This is a genomic window from Pseudomonas sp. H1_D04, assembly GCF_054683855.1.
Map to the genome: position 1 here is coordinate 1,124,198 of NZ_CP162826.1, position 17,203 is coordinate 1,141,400.

The following is a 17,203-nucleotide window of genomic DNA, read 5'->3' on the forward strand; positions in this document are numbered from 1 at the left end:
CACTCTGTTGCCCTTCGAACACTCAGGAGCTTGTCATGCTGCACGCGCACAACCAGGATCGGCTGTATCTAATTGCCCAAAGCGATGAGCAGGAGGCGCTGGTCGGCAGCCTGGCGTTCAACGTGCAGGACCGCCATTGGCTGGTCTATTGCGCCCTTGGCGGGCACCAGCATGCAGACTCGCCAGAGGCCGACCTGTTGACGGGTGTGAGCCTGCTGGACTTCTGTATCGACACCGCCGCGTGAAACTGCAGACGAAAAAAAACCGGGCACATGACTGAGCCCGGTTTTTATTTGGACGGTTACTGCGAGCTGAGCAATGAACCGATGCTTGGATCCTTGAACAGGCGAGTCAAGGCGTCGCTCAGGACGTCGCTGACCAGCTTGGTATTGGTTTCCTGGTTCGGCGACATACCGAAACGCTGGTTCAACGATGCGCCGTAACGACCGCTATAGCGACGGGTGCCAGCGGTGACATCGGACTTGAAGGTTGCGCCGATGGCGGCTTCTGTCACATAGAGACCTTCTTTAGGCGACTGATACTTCAGCTCAGCCAAGGTGATGGTCAACTGAGGAGCGCCCGGCGCGTTGGCGCTCGGGGTAAAGCCCAGCAGGCGCACGGCGGCTTCGGCCTGAGCTTGCAACTTGGGCAGCACGTCCTGACCAGTCACCGAGATAAGCGCGGTCTCCGGGTACAAGCCCCCGCGAGAGCCCAACGTTGGCGAAGGACGACCATCCACTACACGCACCGACACTGGCTGACCATGACCCACTGGCGCCAACTGCGTGGTGAGCTTCGGTTGCGGGCTCAGTTGTTGCGGGCTGTTGGCGCAGCCAACCAAGGTCAAACTGGTCACAGTGATCAAACCGAACAACAGGCGTTGCAACATGCGCTTCTCTCCAGAAATCAGGTACCGACAGGCCGGCAGTATAACGGGGCGCCCCCGCAGGGAACTAGCGTCAGTTACAACCTATGACTCGTCGGTTCGACAGCGGTTCGCTGTCACCGATATGTAATAGCCGTTACATGGGCTCGTCATCCTCGCAAGGCATGCTTGGCCTCAATCTCAGGAGGTCTATCGCCATGCATTTTCTCTGGACGCTATTTACGCGCAAACCTGCCCTTCGCCAGTTCGCCCGGCTTGATGCGCAAGGCCGCTGCCAGGCCTTCAAAGAGTGCAGCCAGCCGCCTTTGGGCGACGGCTGGGTGGAAATTGATGAAATCCGCCTGAGCTGGATGCACCACCCGCTGCCCGCCGGCGCCCGTGTCAGCCCACGCCCGGCGCGGTCGCCGCGGCACCAGCCGTTGGCCGCCTGACCGAAGACCTAATAAAAGTCATAAAACACGCCCATTTCCCTGACGTTCTTCGCTACAATCTCCCCCCGATTATAAGGACGTCTCCTGATCGGGCCTCGCAGCATCGTTAATGCCTCGGTATTAACTCCAAGAATCGCCCACAGAGAGCCGCCCACACAGATCGAGTGAAGCTGGCGCGCTTGCTGTTTCCTTTGCAAACCACCCACCTTTACCGAATCTGCCAGAGCTGCCATTGCGCTCGGCCACTTGAGTTGTTTGCCCGTATTGCCGCGTGTCGGCAGATGTCTTGCGAGCCAAGTGCCAGGCTGAGGCAGCCCTTTTTTGAGGTTCACGTCTTCAAAAGAGCGTGAAAAAACGGGTTTTCACAACTTCACAAGAGTGTGGCGAGCAAATGAATAGTTTGGCGTTTGTAAAAGCACCATCAGCGTCTGGAACAGCCCAACCACACAGGACTGAGTACTCCTCAACAACCGGAGCTTGAGCCTGTCCGCTACGGATTGATTGCACGAATCGCACGCTTTGACCATAAGTCGAATTGCCACAGGCGCCCATGAATGCGTTCATAGGCAGATTAGGCCGGGCAGGAAGCGTGCGCCGAAGTTGCAAAGAATTGCGAAACGGACATGGCGATCCTGGCCATGGGTAACCTGGGGCAACACGTGAACCGCCCCGTCACTCCTGGCAGCCATGCCGTCAATTTGGTGCTGCAGATTTTGGAGACGCGTTAAATGGCGCATAACGAAGCAGTCGACGTAGTACTGGTAGGGGCCGGCATCATGAGTGCCACCCTGGCCGTATTGCTCAAAGAGCTCGACCCCGGCCTCAAGCTGGAAGTCGTTGAGCTGATGGATTCGGGTGCAGCGGAGAGTTCCAACCCATGGAACAACGCCGGTACCGGTCATGCCGGTCTGTGCGAGCTGAACTACACGCCGCAGGCCGCCGATGGTTCCATCGACATCAAGAAAGCCGTGCACATCAACACTCAGTTCGAGGTGTCGAAGCAGTTCTGGGCGTACCTGACCAAAAAGGGCACCTTTGGCTCGTCCAAGTCCTTTATCAGTCCGGTGCCGCACCTGAGCTTCGTACAGGGCGACAAAGGCGTGGACTTCCTCAAGAAGCGCTTTGAAACCCTCAGCCAGCACCACGCGTTTTCGGACATGCACTACACCGAAGACCGCAGCGAAATGGCCGAATGGATGCCGCTGATGATGCCGGGCCGCCCGCTCGACGAAAAAATCGCTGCCACTCGCGTAATGAATGGCACCGACGTCAACTTCGGCGCCCTGACCAATCAGCTGCTTAGCCATCTGACCAGCTCCCCGGATGCCCAGGTCAAGTACAGCAAGCGCGTGACCGGCCTCAAGCGCAACGGCGCCGGCTGGACCGTGAGCATCAAGGACGTCAACAGCGGTACCAGCCGTGAGGTGGACGCCAAGTTTGTATTCCTCGGCGCCGGTGGCGCGGCGCTGCCGCTGCTGCAAGCTTCGGGCATCGAAGAAAGTAAAGGCTTCGGCGGCTTCCCGGTCAGCGGCCAATGGCTGCGTTGCGACAACCCGGAAGTGGTCAAGCACCACCAGGCCAAGGTCTACAGCCAGGCCGCCGTCGGCTCGCCACCGATGTCGGTGCCGCACCTCGACACCCGTGTAGTGGATGGCAAGAAATCCCTGCTGTTCGGGCCATACGCCGGTTTCACCACCAAGTTCCTCAAGCACGGCTCGTTCCTAGACCTGCCGATGTCGATTCGTGCCAGCAACATCGGCCCGATGCTGGCCGTGGCCCGCGACAACATGGACCTGACCAAGTACCTGGTCAGCGAAGTGCGTCAGTCCATGGAACAACGCCTGGAATCCCTGCGTCGCTTCTACCCTGAGGCGAAAGCCGAAGACTGGCGTCTTGAAGTGGCCGGCCAACGGGTGCAGATCATCAAGAAAGACCCGAAAAAAGGCGGCGTGCTGCAATTCGGCACCGAGCTGGTAGCGGCCAAAGACGGCTCGCTGGCGGCGCTGCTGGGCGCGTCCCCAGGCGCTTCGGTGACGGTGTCGATCATGCTGGAACTGATTGAGCGCTGCTTCCCGGCCAAAGCCGCCGGTGAGTGGGCGGCCAAGCTGCACGAGATCTTCCCTGCCCGGGAAAAAGTGCTTGAGACTGATGCCGAGCTGTATCGCAAGATCAACACGCAGAACAACATCAGCCTGGAACTGGTTGAGCAAAGCAACGAGGCCGAAAGCTACGCTTGAGGCCTGGCTGCAATAAAAAAACGCCCCTCGGGGCGTTTTTTTGTGGCCGGGATAATCAGCCGCGAGCGTTTTTGATCAGCTCGATGTAATCGTCCGCGTTGCGCTGATCCTTGATCAGATCAACGAAGGTCTGCCCATGCTCATCCTTGCCATCCAGGTCCAGGCCGGCTTCCTTGAAAAAGCCCAGGAAGCGCTCAAAGTCGTCGATACGCAGGCCACGATAGGCCTTGATCAGTTTGTGCAGGGACGGTGAAGTCGCGTCGACCGGCTCGAAGTCCAGGAACAACTTGATCTGATCGTCGCCGATCTCATCGCCAATCACCTGTTTCTTATCTTTACGCATTACCGACTCCAGCCTGCAGACATTTACACGGGGTTTGAAGTCTACCTGCGAGCCGCGGGCTTCGAAAGCGCTGAAGAACCAATATGGGAGCAATCCCCCACCACATTTATTCTTCAATGTTAGCGCTACTTGGTACGTACAACGCCGGTATGCAGGTCCGCCCAGATATGGCCGTTGGCGTAACTGAGGAACTGAACATACACCGTGTCATTGCGCAGCAAATCGACGATCACCCGGTACTGGGCCACCGGATAAGACAGCGTCAGGGTCTTGCTCTTGTCGTCAAACACCGGCTTTTTCAGGCTTTTACTTTCGGCATCGAAGTTGAGCACCACTTGGCTGATGCTCGCACCTTTGTTCAGGGGCTTGCCCTTAAGCCGGAGCATCAGTGGCGAAGTCACCGGGATAGGTTGCTGGTTGGATTGGCGCTGGTTGCCCACCACCACCGCGTACTCCGTGACTTGCAGCAACTGCTGCTGGTCAGGGCTTTCAGTCCGCAGGGTGAGGTCATCGGGAGGCAGAAATTGACCATGCATAGGCGCCGGTGCGGCGGCCAGGGGCAAACTCAGGGTCAGCGCCAGGGCGGCGCAAGTGCGAATCAACAGGCTCATGGACAGCTCCAGACGCAGGGGCCAAGCACGATAGCATGACAACCCTGCGCCAGGCCTGGATCACATACCTTTGACGGCGTAGATCCCATTGGCGTTGCGCCAGTAGCCTTTGTAGTCCATGCCATAGCCGAAGATGTAGCGGTCGATGCACGGCAGGCCAACGTAATCAGCCTTAAGGTCCGGGCGAGCCTTGCGGTCGTGGTCTTTGTCGATCAGTACGGCGGTGTGCACTTTGCGCGCGCCGGCGTGTTTGCAGAAATCGATGATCGCGCCGAGGGTGTGACCTTCGTCGAGGATGTCGTCGATGATCAGCACGTCGCGGTCAATGAACGAGACTTCCGGCTTGGCCTTCCAGAACAGATCGCCGCCAGTGGTTTCGTTGCGATAGCGAGTCGCGTGCAGGTAAGACGCTTCCAGCGGAAATTGCAGGTGAGTCAGCAATTTTCCGGCGAAGATCAGGCCGCCGTTCATCACGCAAAAGACCACCGGGTTGGTGTCGGCCATTTCGCGAGTGATGTGGGCGCCAACCTTGGCGATCGCAGCTTCGACTTGCGCTTCGGTGTACAGGCAATCAGCCTCACGCATGATTTGACGGATATGCTCAAGATCAGCGGACATGGCGCTCTCCAAGGGGGTGCTGTGGCAAGAAAAGCGGGCGAAGGTACGCTTCTCATGCGCTCCGAGCAAGCCTTAATGGACTAACGTACTAGATGCCTATAGGACAACACCCTCGGATAGATTAATCTAGGCCGGTTTTTTTGCCCGCCGCCGGAGCCTTTCCCATGCCCACTCGCGAGATCCGCCACCCGCTGATCCAGCACAAGCTCGGCCTTATGCGCCGCGCCGACATTAGCACGAAGAACTTCCGTGAGCTTGCTCAGGAAGTCGGAGCGTTGCTCACTTACGAAGCCACCAAGGATTTGCCCCTGGAAACCTACGAGATCCCCGGTTGGGCCGGTCCCGTCCAGGTGGAAAAAATCGCTGGTAAGAAAATAACCGTGGTGCCGATCCTGCGCGCAGGTATCGGCATGCTCGAAGGTGTACTCAGCCTGATTCCGGGTGCCAAAGTCAGCGCCGTGGGCGTGGCCCGCAACGAAGAAACCTTGCAGGCTCACACCTACCTGGAAAAACTCGTACCGGAAATCGACGAGCGCCTGGCCATGATCATTGACCCGATGCTCGCTACCGGCAGTTCCATGGTCGCCACCATCGACCTGCTGAAGAAAGCCGGCTGCAAGGACATCCGCGCCATGGTGCTGGTCGCCGCTCCCGAAGGCATCGCCGCCGTCGAGAAAGCCCACCCGGACGTGCAGATCTACACCGCTTCCATCGATGAGCGCCTGAATGAACACGGTTACATCATCCCTGGCTTGGGCGACGCGGGTGACAAGATCTTCGGCACCAAGCAGAAGGACGCGTGAGCATGCAGGATGAATTCAACGACCCGCTTTGGCGCCAGATCCTGTCTGGCGCACAAATGCTCTTCGTAGCATTTGGCGCGCTGGTGTTGATGCCGCTGATCACAGGTCTTGATCCAAACGTCGCACTGTTCACCGCCGGCCTGGGCACGTTGTTGTTCCAGGTGGTGACAGGGCGGCAGGTGCCGGTATTCCTGGCATCGAGCTTTGCCTTCATTACCCCGATCATTCTCGCCAAGCAGCAGTTCGGCCTGGCGGCGACCATGGGCGGGGTAATGGCGGCCGGTTTTGTTTACACCTTCCTAGGGGCAGCGGTAAAAATCAAAGGCACTGGTTTCATCGACCGACTACTACCGCCCGTGGTAATCGGGCCAGTGATTATTTCCATCGGCCTGGCCATGGCGCCGATCGCGGCCAACATGGCGATGGGTAAAGGCGACAACGGTGCCGAACTGATCCCGTACAAGACCGCCATGCTGATCTCGATGCCAGCGCTGCTTACCACGTTGATCGTGGCGGTGTTCGGCAAAGGTATCTTCCGCCTGGTGCCGATCATCTCCGGTGTGCTGGTAGGTTTTGCCATGTCGTTCTACTTTGGCGTTGTCGACACGGCCAAGATCGCCGCTGCGCCTTGGTTCGCCCTGCCCCACTTCACCGCGCCGGAATTCAACTGGCAGGCGATCCTGTTTATCGTCCCAGTGGCCCTGGCCCCGGCGATTGAACACATCGGTGGTGTGATTGCGGTGGGCAGCGTGACCGGTCGCGACTACCTGAAGAAGCCTGGCCTGCACCGCACCCTGCTGGGTGACGGGATCGCCACCACGGCAGCAGGCATGTTTGGCGGCCCGCCGAACACTACCTACGCCGAAGTAACCGGCGCGGTAATGCTGACCAAGAACTACAACCCGAAAATCATGACCTGGGCGGCGGTATTCGCCATCAGCCTGGCGTTTATCGGCAAGTTCGGCGCGCTACTGCAGAGCATTCCGGTGCCGGTAATGGGGGGGATCCTGTGCCTGCTGTTCGGCTCGATTGCCGCAGTGGGGATGAACACATTGATTCGCCACAAGATCGACCTGGGCGAGGCGCGCAATCTGGTGATTGTGTCGGTGACCCTGGTGTTCGGTATTGGCGGTGTGCTGGTGGGGACAGGAACTGGTCCAGATGACTTCGGCCTGAAGGGCATTGCTCTGTGCGCGGTGGTAGCGATTGGTTTGAACCTGCTGCTGCCGGGCAATGATGGCTGGAAGAACAAGAAGCCAGATGAGCCGTTGATCTAACTGCCAATACAAGCCAATGTGGGAGAGGGCTTGCCTCCGATAGCAGTGTGTCAGTCAATACATTAACTGACTGATACGCCGCCATCAGGGTCAAGCCCCCTCCCACATTTGATTTCAGCGCCCGTTAAAGCTCGCCGAGGCCATCAATCAGCGCCTGGTTCTGCTCCGGCGTACCGATGCTGATCCGCAGGAACTGGGCAATCCGCTCCTGCTTAAAGTGCCGCACGATAATCCCTTGCTCACGCAGCTTGGCCGCTAGGCCGGCAGCGTCATGCCGTGGGTGGCGCGCAAAGATGAAGTTGGCCGCTGATGGCAGCACCTCAAAACCTTTGCCTTCCAATTGCGCGACTACTTTGTTACGGCTGTCGATCACCAACTGGCACGTCTTCTCGAAGTACTCACGGTCCTCAAACGCCGCTGCCGCGCCGACAATCGCCAAACGATCCAGCGGGTAGGAGTTGAAGCTGTTCTTGACCCGTTCCAGCGCCTCGATCAGGTCCGGGTGACCCACGGCCAAGCCCACGCGCAAACCGGCCAGTGAGCGCGATTTGGAAAGGGTCTGGGTCACCAGCAGATTAGGGTAGCGATCCACCAGGCTGATGGCGGTTTCGCCGCCGAAGTCGATATAGGCTTCATCGACCACCACCACCGAATCCGGGCTGGCCTTGAGGATCTGCTCTACTGCGTCCAGCGCCAGCACGCAGCCGGTCGGCGCATTCGGGTTGGGGAAGATGATCCCGCCGTTGGGCCTGGCGTAATCCGCAACACGGATCTGAAATTTCTCATCCAACGGCACCGGGTCGGACTGGATGCCGTAAAGACCGCAGTACACCGGATAGAAGCTGTAGCTGATATCCGGGAACAGCAGCGGCAGGTCGTGCTGGAACAGGCCGTGGAAGATGTGCGCGAGCACTTCATCAGAGCCGTTACCGAGAAACACTTTGCCGGCGTCGACCCCGTAATACTTGGCCACCGCCTGCTTGAGCAGGTCGCTGTTGGGGTCCGGGTACAAACGCAGGTTGTCGTTCAACTCGGCCTGCATCGCGGCCAGTGCTTTGGGCGACGGACCGTAGGGGTTCTCATTGGTGTTGAGCTTGACCAGCTTGGTCAGCTTTGGCTGTTCGCCGGGTACGTAAGGCACGAGGTCCCTGACGAAGGGGCTCCAGAATTTGCTCATGTGTTATTTCCCTTCTTCCAGGATTCGATACTCAGCACTACGGGCGTGTGCGCTCAACGACTCACCACGGGCCAGCACCGAAGCGGTCTTGCCCAACTCGGAAGCACCTTGTGGCGAGCAAAAGATGATCGACGAGCGCTTCTGGAAGTCGTACACCCCCAGCGGTGATGAGAACCGCGCGGTGCCGGAGGTCGGCAACACATGGTTCGGGCCGGCGCAGTAGTCGCCCAGCGCTTCACTGGTGTGGCGCCCCATGAAGATCGCACCCGCATGGCGAATCGACGGCAGCCAGGCCTGTGGGTCAGCCACGGACAGCTCCAGGTGCTCCGGGGCGATACGGTTAGCCACTTCGATGGCCTGTTCCATGTCACGCACCAGGATCAGCGCGCCACGGCCGTTGATGGATTTCTCGATGATCTCTGCACGGTCCATGGTAGGCAGCAGCTTATCGATGCTGGCGGCGACCTTGTCGAGGAACTCGGCATCGGGGCTGACCAGAATCGCCTGGGCGTCTTCGTCGTGCTCGGCCTGGGAGAACAGGTCCATGGCGATCCAATCCGGATCGGTCTGGCCGTCGCATACTACGAGGATTTCCGAGGGACCGGCGATCATGTCGATGCCAACCTGGCCAAAAACGTGGCGCTTGGCGGTGGCGACGTAGATGTTGCCAGGCCCCACCACTTTGTCGACCTTCGGCACGCTTTCGGTGCCGTAGGCCAGGGCCGCGACGGCTTGAGCACCGCCAATGGTGAACACACGGTCAACACCAGCGATGCAGGCCGCAGCCAGCACCAGTTCGTTGATTTCGCCGCGCGGGGTCGGTACCACCATAACCACTTCGGTCACGCCCGCCACCTTGGCCGGAATTGCGTTCATCAACACCGACGATGGATACGACGCTTTGCCACCCGGCACGTAGAGACCGGCACGATCCAGCGGCGTGACCTTTTGGCCCAGCACAGTGCCGTCGGCTTCGGTATAGCTCCAGGAGTCCTGTTTCTGCTTTTCGTGGTAGCTGCGCACACGCGCCGCCGCGACTTCCAGGGCTTCACGCTGAGGCGCAGTGATGCGCGTCAGTGCGAGCTCCAGGCGTTCGCGGGGAAGAATCAGATCGGACATGGACTTGACGTCCAGACCGTCGAACTGACGAGTGAAATCCACCAGCGCCGCATCACCACGCTCGCGCACGGCCTTGATGATGTCGAGCACCCGCTGGTTGACCGAGTCGTCGGACACGCTTTCCCAGCTCAGCAGATGATCCAGATGATGGGCGAAATCCGGGTCGGCAGCGTTGAGTCGGGCAATTGCAGTGGACGTGGTCATAGCGAGGGCCTCAATAGAATTGGCAAAAACTCAGGCGCCCTAAACTAGCAGTCGTTTCCGCTTGGGCACCTGAGAATTCTGGCTATGAGGCGGATAGACGGGCGCAGCCTTTCAGCTACGCGGGTAGGTCAACCGCGGTGTCGAGACTCCACTGCGGTGCGCAGGGTGTCGATCAACGCTTGGATACGGGCGTGCTGCATCTTCATCGACGCTTTGTTGACGATCAAGCGGGAGCTGATATCGGCGATGAAGTCTTGTGGTTCGAGACCGTTGGCACGCAGGGTGTTGCCGGTGTCGACCACATCGATGATCTTGTCGGCCAGGCCGATCAGCGGCGCCAGCTCCATCGAGCCGTAGAGCTTGATGATGTCGACCTGGCGGCCTTGCTCGGCATAATAACGCTTGGCGACGTTGACGAACTTGGTCGCCACGCGCAGGCGGCCTTTAGGCTCGACGTCACCGACACGGCCGGCGGTCATCAGCTTGCACAGGGCAATACGCAGGTCCAGCGGCTCATACAGGCCCTGGCCACCGTATTCCATCAGCACGTCTTTACCGGCGACGCCGAGGTCGGCCGCGCCATGCTCAACGTAGGTCGGCACGTCGGTAGCCCGCACGATCAGCAGGCGAACGTCGTCCTGGGTCGTAGGGATGATCAGCTTGCGGCTCTTGTCCGGATTCTCGGTCGGCACGATGCCCGCTTCAGCCAGAAGCGGCAAAGTGTCGTCAAGGATGCGGCCCTTGGACAGTGCGATGGTCAACATGGGAAACGTCAGTCCTTCATCAGGCTATTGCTGTCCGGTCGCAAACGGCGCCAGACGCAGATCGAGGCCATGACAGCCTCGATTTGAAACAAATTCAGCATACTGCGAGCTGACACCGTCTGTAGTGAGTGGGCTTGCCCCACGCTGAATTGCGTAGCGACCCAAAAAACGGGACCGCTACGCAGTCCGGCGCGGGGCAAGCCCGCTCACCACAGTGACGGTGTTTTCAGCTCTGGGAACTAGCCCGGTACGCGGCGGATTTTAGCGCCGAGCATCTGCAGTTTCTCTTCGATGCACTCGTAACCACGGTCGATGTGGTAGATGCGGTCGATCAGAGTGTCGCCTTCGGCGATCAGCGCCGAGATCACCAGACTGGCCGAAGCACGCAGGTCGGTAGCCATGACTGGCGCGCCCTTGAGCTTCTCGGTGCCGGTAACGATGGCGGTGTTGCCTTCAACCTGAATCTTCGCGCCCATGCGGTGCAGTTCATACACGTGCATGAAGCGGTTTTCGAAGATGGTCTCGATCACGGCACCAGTGCCTTCGGCAATCGCGTTCAGGGAGATGAACTGCGCTTGCATGTCAGTCGGGAACGCCGGGTACGGAGCGGTCCGCACGTTGACGGCTTTCGGCCGCTTGCCGTGCATGTTCAACTCGATCCAGTCTTCGCCGGTGGTGATTTCGGCGCCAGCTTCGCGCAGTTTTTCCAGGACCGCTTCCAGGATGGTCGGATCGGTGTCCTTTACCTTGACGCGACCACCGGTAACGGCGGCAGCAACCAGGTAGGTACCGGTCTCGATGCGGTCAGGCATCACTTTATAGGTTGCAGTGTGCAGGCGCTCTACACCATCAATGGTAATGGTGTCGGTGCCGGCACCGGAAACCTTCGCGCCCATGGCGTTCAGGAAGTTGGCCAGGTCGACCACTTCCGGCTCGCGCGCGGCGTTTTGCAGGACGCTGCGGCCTTTGGCCAGGGCAGCGGCCATCATGATGTTCTCGGTACCGGTCACGCTGACGGTATCAAAGAAGAAGTTCGCACCACGCAGGCCGCCTTCCGGCGCCTTGGCTTTGATGTAGCCGCCTTCAACGTCAATGACTGCGCCCATGGCTTCCAGGCCACGGATGTGCAGGTCCACTGGACGCGAGCCGATAGCGCAGCCGCCAGGCAGGGCGACTTCGGCTTCACCGAAACGGGCAACCATCGGGCCCAGCACCAAGATCGACGCACGCATGGTTTTCACCAGTTCGTACGGGGCGATCAGGGTCTTGATGGTGCGCGGGTCAATTTCGACGGCCAGCTTCTCATCAATCACAGGCTCGATGCCCATGCGACCGAACAGCTCGATCATGGTAGTGATGTCGTGCAGGTGCGGCAGGTTGGCCACGGTCACCGGGCCATCGCACAGCAGGGTCGCTGCCAGGATCGGCAAGGCGGAGTTTTTTGCACCGGAAATGCGAATCTCGCCATCAAGGCGAGCACCGCCGGTAATAATCAATTTATCCATAAGAATCTCGACGCCTTGAGGGCTCAGGTGCGCTCGGCCCAGGCCGCGCGGCTGAAAAATTTCATAGTGACCGCATGGATGCTGCCATCGGTGATCCACGGGTTCAAATGGGCATAGATCTGCTGCTGACGCTTGACTGGGCTCAATGCCGCCAGTTCATCGCTAATCACGTTCAGCTGGAAGTTGCAGCCTTCGCCTTCAACTTCTACGGTCGTATCCGGCAGCTTTCCTTCAAGAAAGCTCTTAACTTCTAGGGCCTGCATGCTCAACCTCTATCGGCGCCCAGTGCGCACGGGTCGCACATCATACAAAAAAGCCCCGCGCCTGCGAACCCCGCATAGCAGGACTCTGACGGGGGGCTTCTCTAATAATGTGTATTAAGGATGCGCCAACAGCTCGGTCAGACCGGAAACTTCGGCAATTTCGCGCATGTCTTCGGGCAACGCACGGATGCTAACCGGCTTCTTGGCCGCTTCGGCATCACGCATGAAGCACAGCAGCAACGACAACCCGACACTGCTGGACTTGGTTACCGCTGAGCAATCCAGGACCAGCTCCGGCGCAGCGCTCGACTTGATCAGCGCTTGGCCATGCTTGCGCAGAGCCGGGCCAGTTCGGTAATCCAGCACCCCGCTGATGAACAGCTGGCCAGAGTCGCCGAGACGAACAGCCGACTCGGTCATTGCGCCGGCTTCCCAGCAGCTTTATCGGTTTCTTCCTTGGCCTTGGCGACTTCACCGGCCCAACCATTGATGGTTTTGTCTAGGTCGTTGCCATTGCGCTGCATGGCGTCGGCAAACTGGTCACGGAACAGCTTGCCGATATTGATGCCGTTGATGATCACGTTGCGCAGTTTCCACTCGCCGTTGATCTTCTCCAAGGTGTACTGCACCGGGTACACGGCACCGTTATTACCTTTGACGCTCATGTTGACGCTGGTGCGATCGCCCGACTCATCACCGGCTGGAGCAACGGTAATACCTTGGTTGTTGTACTCAAGCAAAGCGTTGCCATAGAACTGGAACAGGCCGCGCTTGAAGTTTTCCTGGAACGTCTGCATCTGCGCAGGCGTGGCCTTGCGCGAATATTTGACCGTCATGATGCTGCGTGAGATGCCTTCAGCATCGACGACCGGACCGACGATGCTGTTGAGCGCTTCATAGAACTTGGTTGGATCTTGCTTGTACTGTTCTTTATTGGCCGTCAGGTCAGCCAGCATCTTGCTGGTGGTGTCCTGCACCAGTTCGTGCGCAGAACCTGCCGCGTTGGCCATCAATGGCAGTGCTGCAAGCAGTACCAGCAGGCCACGTCGCAAGGTAGAGATCATGAACAGATTCCTCATTTGGCGTCTTTATTGACCGTATTGAGCAAAAATTTTCCGATCAGGTCCTCAAGTACCAGCGACGACTGAGTGTCGTGGATGGTCGAACCATCCTTGAGCAGGGCTGTTTCCCCGCCCACGCTGACACCGATGTACTTCTCGCCCAGCAGCCCCGCAGTGAGGATAGATGCAGTAGAGTCGGTAGGCAGATTATCCACCTTCTTGTCCAGTTGCATCGTCACTCGCCCGGTGAAGCTGTCGCGATCCAGATCGATTGCCGTGACCTTGCCAATGGTTACACCGGCCATGGTCACTTTAGCTCTGACAGTCAAACCGGCGATATTGTCGAAGTATGCGTAAAGTTTATAAGTATCGGCGGTTGGGCTGGCCGAAAGACCGCTGACTCGCAGAGCCAGCAACAGTAAAGCCAGGATGCCAGCCAGCAAGAAAAGGCCGACACCGATTTCCACAGTGCGGTTTTGCATCAGAAGTCTCCAAACATCAAGGCGGTCAAAATGAAGTCAAGGCCAAGTACTGCCAGCGAGGCGTACACAACGGTCTTGGTGGTGGCACGACTGATCCCTTCTGAGGTGGGCTCACAGTCATAGCCTTGGAATACGGCGATCCAGGTCACTACAAAGGCGAAGACGATGCTCTTTATAATGCCATTGAGCACGTCACCACTGAAGGTCACGCTGTTTTGCATGTTGGCCCAGTAGGAGCCGTCGTAGACGCCAAGCCAGTCCACCGCTACCCACGAACCGCCCCAGATACCGACCACGCTGAAGATCATCGCCAGCAATGGCAGGGAAATGAAGCCGGCCCACAGGCGCGGGGCAACAATGTATTTGAGCGGGTCCACACCGATCATTTCGAGGCTGGACAGCTGCTCGGTAGACTTCATGTTGCCAATTTCGGCAGTCAACGCGGAACCTGCGCGCCCGGCGAACAGCAACGCGGTCACCACCGGTCCCAGTTCACGTAGCAGCGTCAGGGCAACCATCTGCCCCACTGCCTGCTCCGAACCGTAGCTGGACAGGATATTGAAGCCCTGCAACGCCAGCACCATGCCAATGAACACCCCGGAGACCACAATGATCACCAGGGACATCACACCCACCGAATGCAGCTGCTTGATCAACAGGCCAAAGCCACCGCCAATACCGCCGCGGCCGAGCAAGGCGTGGAACAGGAAAATCGTCGAGCGGCCGAGCACTTCGACGATGTCGATGCCGGAGCGACCGAAAAGGCGAACTTTCTCGATAAGAGATGTTTTGCGCATCAACGCTTCCCCAGAAGATCTGAGCGGTAATCCGCTGCCGGAAAGTGGAAAGGCACAGGGCCATCGGGGTCGCCGGTCATGAATTGGCGAATGCGCGGGTTGTCGGCGTTCATCAGCTCTTCAGGCGTACCCTGCCCCAGCACCTGGCCATCACCGACCACATAGAGGTAATCGGCAATGCTCGCGGTTTCTGCAAGGTCGTGGGAGACCACGATACTGGTGATACCCAGGGCATCGTTGAGCAGACGGATCAGTCGTACCAGCACACCCATGGCGATCGGATCCTGACCGACGAAGGGCTCGTCGTACATGAGAACCTGTGGATCGAGGGCAATGGCTCGCGCCAGGGCCACACGGCGCTTCATGCCGCCGGACAGTTCGTCGGGCATCAGATCAATTGCGCCACGGAGGCCGACGGCCTGCAATTTCAGCAACACAATGTCGCGAATCATTTCGTCGGACAGCTGGGTATGCACCCGCAGCGGAAACGCTACGTTCTCGAACACATCGAGGTCGGTGAACAGCGCACCGCTCTGGAACAGCACGCCCATATGCTTGCGCGCATCGAACAGATCACTGCGCGACAGCGTAGGCAGGTTTTGGCCATTGACCCACACTTCGCCGGCGCTGGGACGCAATTGCATGCCCATCAACCGCAACAGCGTGGTCTTGCCGCAACCGGACGGCCCCATGATGCCCGTGACCTTGCCACGGGGAATGCGAATATCGACGTTATTGAAGATGCTGCGCGTCCCGCGCTTGAAGGTCAGTCCCTTCAGCTCGACCGCGTAGGCGTTATCGGCACTCATCTAAACTCCTTGGGATGCAGCCTCTCACTCAGACACCACGCATGCGACAAACGTTTGCAACGGCGACGCATATAGATAGCCACATGGGCTGGGCGGACCGAACTGGCGGCGAACTATATCACTGCTGGTACAAGGCGCCCAAGGCCGGAACAGCGCTAGTTCAGTTTGGGGACAGGGAAAAAACGTTGCCGACTGTGTGACTGAGGATCGATCTCAGTCCCCTGCTGAATAAAGCCTGACGAACTTGCGTGAGGGAATTGATCATTACCGCTATAATCGCCGACTTTTCGTCAGGCTATACGATTTCAGACATGAGCCAATCCAGCGACCTTATCCAATCCGCACAACGCACCATCCGCCTCGAAGTCGAAGCCGTAGAAGGCTTACTGGCCCATATCGACGCAGATTTCGTACGCGCCTGCGAGATGATTCTGGCCAGCAAGGGCCGCGTTGTCGTGGTCGGCATGGGCAAATCGGGCCACGTCGGCAACAAGATCGCCGCCACCCTGGCGAGCACCGGGACCACGGCGTTTTTCGTGCATCCGGCGGAGGCGAGCCACGGCGACATGGGCATGATCACCAAAGATGACATCATCCTGGCGCTGTCCAACTCCGGTACCACCAACGAAATCGTGACCCTGCTGCCGCTGATCAAGCGCCTTGGCATCCAGATGATCAGCGTCACCGGCAACCCGGAGTCGACGCTGGCCAAGGCTGCCGATGTTAACCTGAACGTTCACGTCGCCCACGAAGCCTGCCCGCTGAATCTGGCACCGACCTCCTCCACTACCGCTGCCTTGGTTATGGGCGACGCTCTGGCCGTTGCACTGCTTGAAGCTCGCGGGTTCACGGCTGAAGACTTCGCGTTCTCCCACCCGGGTGGCGCACTGGGCCGCCGCCTGCTGCTGAAAGTGGAAAACGTTATGCATTCAGGCGATGAATTGCCCCACGTCCAGCGCGGCACCTTACTTAAGGACGCGCTGATGGAAATGACTCGCAAGGGCCTGGGCATGACCGTGATCCTTGAAGCTGACGGCCGCCTGGCTGGGGTATTCACCGACGGCGACCTGCGCCGCACCCTGGACCGCACCATCGATATCCACACTGCGACCATCGATGCAGTGATGACGCCACACGGCAAGACCGCACGCCCTGAGATGCTGGCAGCCGAAGCATTGAAGATCATGGAAGACCACAAGATCGGCGCCCTGGTGGTTGTCGATAGCGACGACCACCCGGTTGGCGCCCTGAACATGCACGACTTGCTGCGTGCGGGAGTGATGTAAATGACCAGCGACCTGTTGCAACGCGGCAAAAACATCAGACTGGCGATTTTCGACGTTGACGGCGTGCTGACTGATGGCCGCCTGTACTTCCTCGAAGACGGCAGCGAATTCAAGACGTTCAACACCCTCGACGGCCAAGGCATCAAGATGCTGATGGCTGCAGGCGTGCAAACCGCGATTATCAGCGGCCGAAAAACTCCCGTTGTGGAACGCCGCGCACAAAACCTGGGGATTCCTCACCTGTATCAGGGCCGCGAGGATAAACTGGTAGTTCTGGACGAGCTTCTTGGCCAACTCAACCTAAGCTATGAGCAGGTCGCCTACTTAGGCGATGATCTGCCCGACCTGCCGGTCATTCGTCGAGTAGGGCTTGGCATGGCCGTCGCCAATGCGGCGGCGTTTGTTCGCGAGCACGCCCATGGCATCACCTGCGCCCGTGGTGGCGAAGGTGCAGCCCGCGAGTTCTGCGAACTGATCCTGCGAGCCCAAGGCAGCCTTGAAGCGGCCCACGCCGCCTACCTATAGAGCGT

Annotated in this window: 21 protein-coding genes; 7 read left to right on the top strand and 14 right to left on the bottom strand. The window is 59.0% G+C overall.

All coding sequences use genetic code 11. From position 1 onward, the window contains the following. Nucleotides 1–35 precede the first annotated feature (35 nt). Nucleotides 36–245: a hypothetical protein gene (locus AB4N82_RS05200; RefSeq protein WP_032886298.1), complete on the top strand. Its 210-nt coding sequence runs from the start codon at nucleotides 36–38 to the stop codon at nucleotides 243–245. A gap of 56 nt (nucleotides 246–301) precedes the next feature. On the opposite strand, the gene AB4N82_RS05205 is transcribed toward AB4N82_RS05200, so the two are convergent. Next, on the bottom strand, nucleotides 302–889 hold the full coding sequence (locus AB4N82_RS05205) for a YajG family lipoprotein (RefSeq protein WP_032886297.1): 588 nt from the start codon (nucleotides 887–889) through the stop codon (nucleotides 302–304). Nucleotides 890–1,083: 194 nt separating this feature from the next. Between AB4N82_RS05205 and AB4N82_RS05210 the strand changes: the two genes are divergently transcribed. Further along, nucleotides 1,084–1,317 carry a hypothetical protein gene (locus AB4N82_RS05210; protein ID WP_032886296.1) on the top strand — a complete coding sequence of 78 codons (234 nt, stop codon included), beginning with the start codon at nucleotides 1,084–1,086 and terminating at the stop codon, nucleotides 1,315–1,317. Nucleotides 1,318–2,045: 728 nt separating this feature from the next. Further along, nucleotides 2,046–3,554, top strand: a complete 1,509-nt coding sequence (gene mqo / locus AB4N82_RS05215; protein WP_032886295.1) for a malate dehydrogenase (quinone) — start codon at nucleotides 2,046–2,048, stop codon at nucleotides 3,552–3,554. 55 nt (nucleotides 3,555–3,609) lie between these two features. Here mqo and AB4N82_RS05220 read toward each other — a convergent pair whose 3' ends face one another. The 3 genes from AB4N82_RS05220 to AB4N82_RS05230 all read right to left on the bottom strand — a co-directional run bounded on the left by AB4N82_RS05220 (nucleotide 3,610) and on the right by AB4N82_RS05230 (nucleotide 5,126). Beyond that, nucleotides 3,610–3,897, bottom strand: coding sequence for a PA4642 family protein (locus AB4N82_RS05220; RefSeq protein WP_095183854.1), 288 nt, complete (start codon nucleotides 3,895–3,897; stop codon nucleotides 3,610–3,612). A gap of 125 nt (nucleotides 3,898–4,022) precedes the next feature. Further along, on the bottom strand, nucleotides 4,023–4,508 hold the full coding sequence (locus AB4N82_RS05225; protein ID WP_032886293.1) for a hypothetical protein: 486 nt from the start codon (nucleotides 4,506–4,508) through the stop codon (nucleotides 4,023–4,025). A 60-nt stretch (nucleotides 4,509–4,568) separates the two neighbouring features. Next, nucleotides 4,569–5,126, bottom strand: a complete 558-nt coding sequence (locus AB4N82_RS05230) for a hypoxanthine-guanine phosphoribosyltransferase (RefSeq protein WP_032886291.1) — start codon at nucleotides 5,124–5,126, stop codon at nucleotides 4,569–4,571. Between the two features lie 164 nt (nucleotides 5,127–5,290). Here AB4N82_RS05230 and upp point away from each other — a divergent pair, with 164 nt between their 5' ends. Together upp and AB4N82_RS05240 are read left to right on the top strand one after the other, a co-directional pair. Beyond that, a complete protein-coding gene (gene upp / locus AB4N82_RS05235) occupies nucleotides 5,291–5,929 on the top strand; it encodes a uracil phosphoribosyltransferase (protein WP_004372055.1) in 639 nt (212 codons plus the stop codon). A 2-nt stretch (nucleotides 5,930–5,931) separates the two neighbouring features. After that, complete coding sequence (locus AB4N82_RS05240; protein ID WP_032886290.1) at nucleotides 5,932–7,206, top strand: uracil-xanthine permease family protein; 1,275 nt, start codon at nucleotides 5,932–5,934, stop codon at nucleotides 7,204–7,206. 124 nt (nucleotides 7,207–7,330) lie between these two features. Here AB4N82_RS05240 and hisC read toward each other — a convergent pair whose 3' ends face one another. From hisC to AB4N82_RS05290, 10 genes are all read right to left on the bottom strand, one after another. Then, a complete protein-coding gene (gene hisC / locus AB4N82_RS05245) occupies nucleotides 7,331–8,383 on the bottom strand; it encodes a histidinol-phosphate transaminase (RefSeq protein ID WP_032886289.1) in 1,053 nt (350 codons plus the stop codon). A gap of 3 nt (nucleotides 8,384–8,386) precedes the next feature. Next, nucleotides 8,387–9,706: a histidinol dehydrogenase gene (gene hisD, locus AB4N82_RS05250; protein ID WP_032886288.1), complete on the bottom strand. Its 1,320-nt coding sequence runs from the start codon at nucleotides 9,704–9,706 to the stop codon at nucleotides 8,387–8,389. A gap of 128 nt (nucleotides 9,707–9,834) precedes the next feature. Continuing rightward, nucleotides 9,835–10,470, bottom strand: coding sequence for an ATP phosphoribosyltransferase (hisG, locus tag AB4N82_RS05255; protein ID WP_003171824.1), 636 nt, complete (start codon nucleotides 10,468–10,470; stop codon nucleotides 9,835–9,837). Nucleotides 10,471–10,709: 239 nt separating this feature from the next. Continuing rightward, the gene (gene murA, locus AB4N82_RS05260; RefSeq protein WP_010213103.1) at nucleotides 10,710–11,975 is read right to left on the bottom strand and encodes a UDP-N-acetylglucosamine 1-carboxyvinyltransferase; all 1,266 of its coding nucleotides are present in this window, start codon (nucleotides 11,973–11,975) and stop codon (nucleotides 10,710–10,712) included. 23 nt (nucleotides 11,976–11,998) lie between these two features. Next, nucleotides 11,999–12,238: a BolA family protein gene (locus AB4N82_RS05265; RefSeq protein WP_032886286.1), complete on the bottom strand. Its 240-nt coding sequence runs from the start codon at nucleotides 12,236–12,238 to the stop codon at nucleotides 11,999–12,001. 114 nt (nucleotides 12,239–12,352) lie between these two features. Beyond that, nucleotides 12,353–12,658, bottom strand: coding sequence for an STAS domain-containing protein (locus tag AB4N82_RS05270; RefSeq protein WP_032886285.1), 306 nt, complete (start codon nucleotides 12,656–12,658; stop codon nucleotides 12,353–12,355). Beyond that, nucleotides 12,655–13,302 carry an MlaC/ttg2D family ABC transporter substrate-binding protein gene (locus tag AB4N82_RS05275; RefSeq protein ID WP_032886283.1) on the bottom strand — a complete coding sequence of 216 codons (648 nt, stop codon included), beginning with the start codon at nucleotides 13,300–13,302 and terminating at the stop codon, nucleotides 12,655–12,657. Before AB4N82_RS05275 ends, AB4N82_RS05270 begins: the two co-directional genes overlap by 4 nt. An 11-nt stretch (nucleotides 13,303–13,313) precedes the next feature. Continuing rightward, nucleotides 13,314–13,781 carry an outer membrane lipid asymmetry maintenance protein MlaD gene (gene mlaD / locus AB4N82_RS05280; RefSeq protein WP_003171814.1) on the bottom strand — a complete coding sequence of 156 codons (468 nt, stop codon included), beginning with the start codon at nucleotides 13,779–13,781 and terminating at the stop codon, nucleotides 13,314–13,316. Then, nucleotides 13,781–14,578: a lipid asymmetry maintenance ABC transporter permease subunit MlaE gene (gene mlaE / locus AB4N82_RS05285; protein ID WP_010213107.1), complete on the bottom strand. Its 798-nt coding sequence runs from the start codon at nucleotides 14,576–14,578 to the stop codon at nucleotides 13,781–13,783. Before mlaE ends, mlaD begins: the two co-directional genes overlap by 1 nt. Then, nucleotides 14,578–15,387, bottom strand: coding sequence for an ATP-binding cassette domain-containing protein (locus AB4N82_RS05290; RefSeq protein WP_460104562.1), 810 nt, complete (start codon nucleotides 15,385–15,387; stop codon nucleotides 14,578–14,580). Before AB4N82_RS05290 ends, mlaE begins: the two co-directional genes overlap by 1 nt. A 311-nt stretch (nucleotides 15,388–15,698) precedes the next feature. Between AB4N82_RS05290 and AB4N82_RS05295 the strand changes: the two genes are divergently transcribed. Further along, nucleotides 15,699–16,673 (top strand): KpsF/GutQ family sugar-phosphate isomerase, encoded by a 975-nt coding sequence (locus AB4N82_RS05295; RefSeq protein ID WP_032886281.1) that lies wholly within the window; start codon nucleotides 15,699–15,701, stop codon nucleotides 16,671–16,673. Beyond that, complete coding sequence (locus AB4N82_RS05300; RefSeq protein ID WP_032886280.1) at nucleotides 16,674–17,198, top strand: KdsC family phosphatase; 525 nt, start codon at nucleotides 16,674–16,676, stop codon at nucleotides 17,196–17,198. The last annotated feature ends 5 nt before the right edge of the window (nucleotides 17,199–17,203 follow it).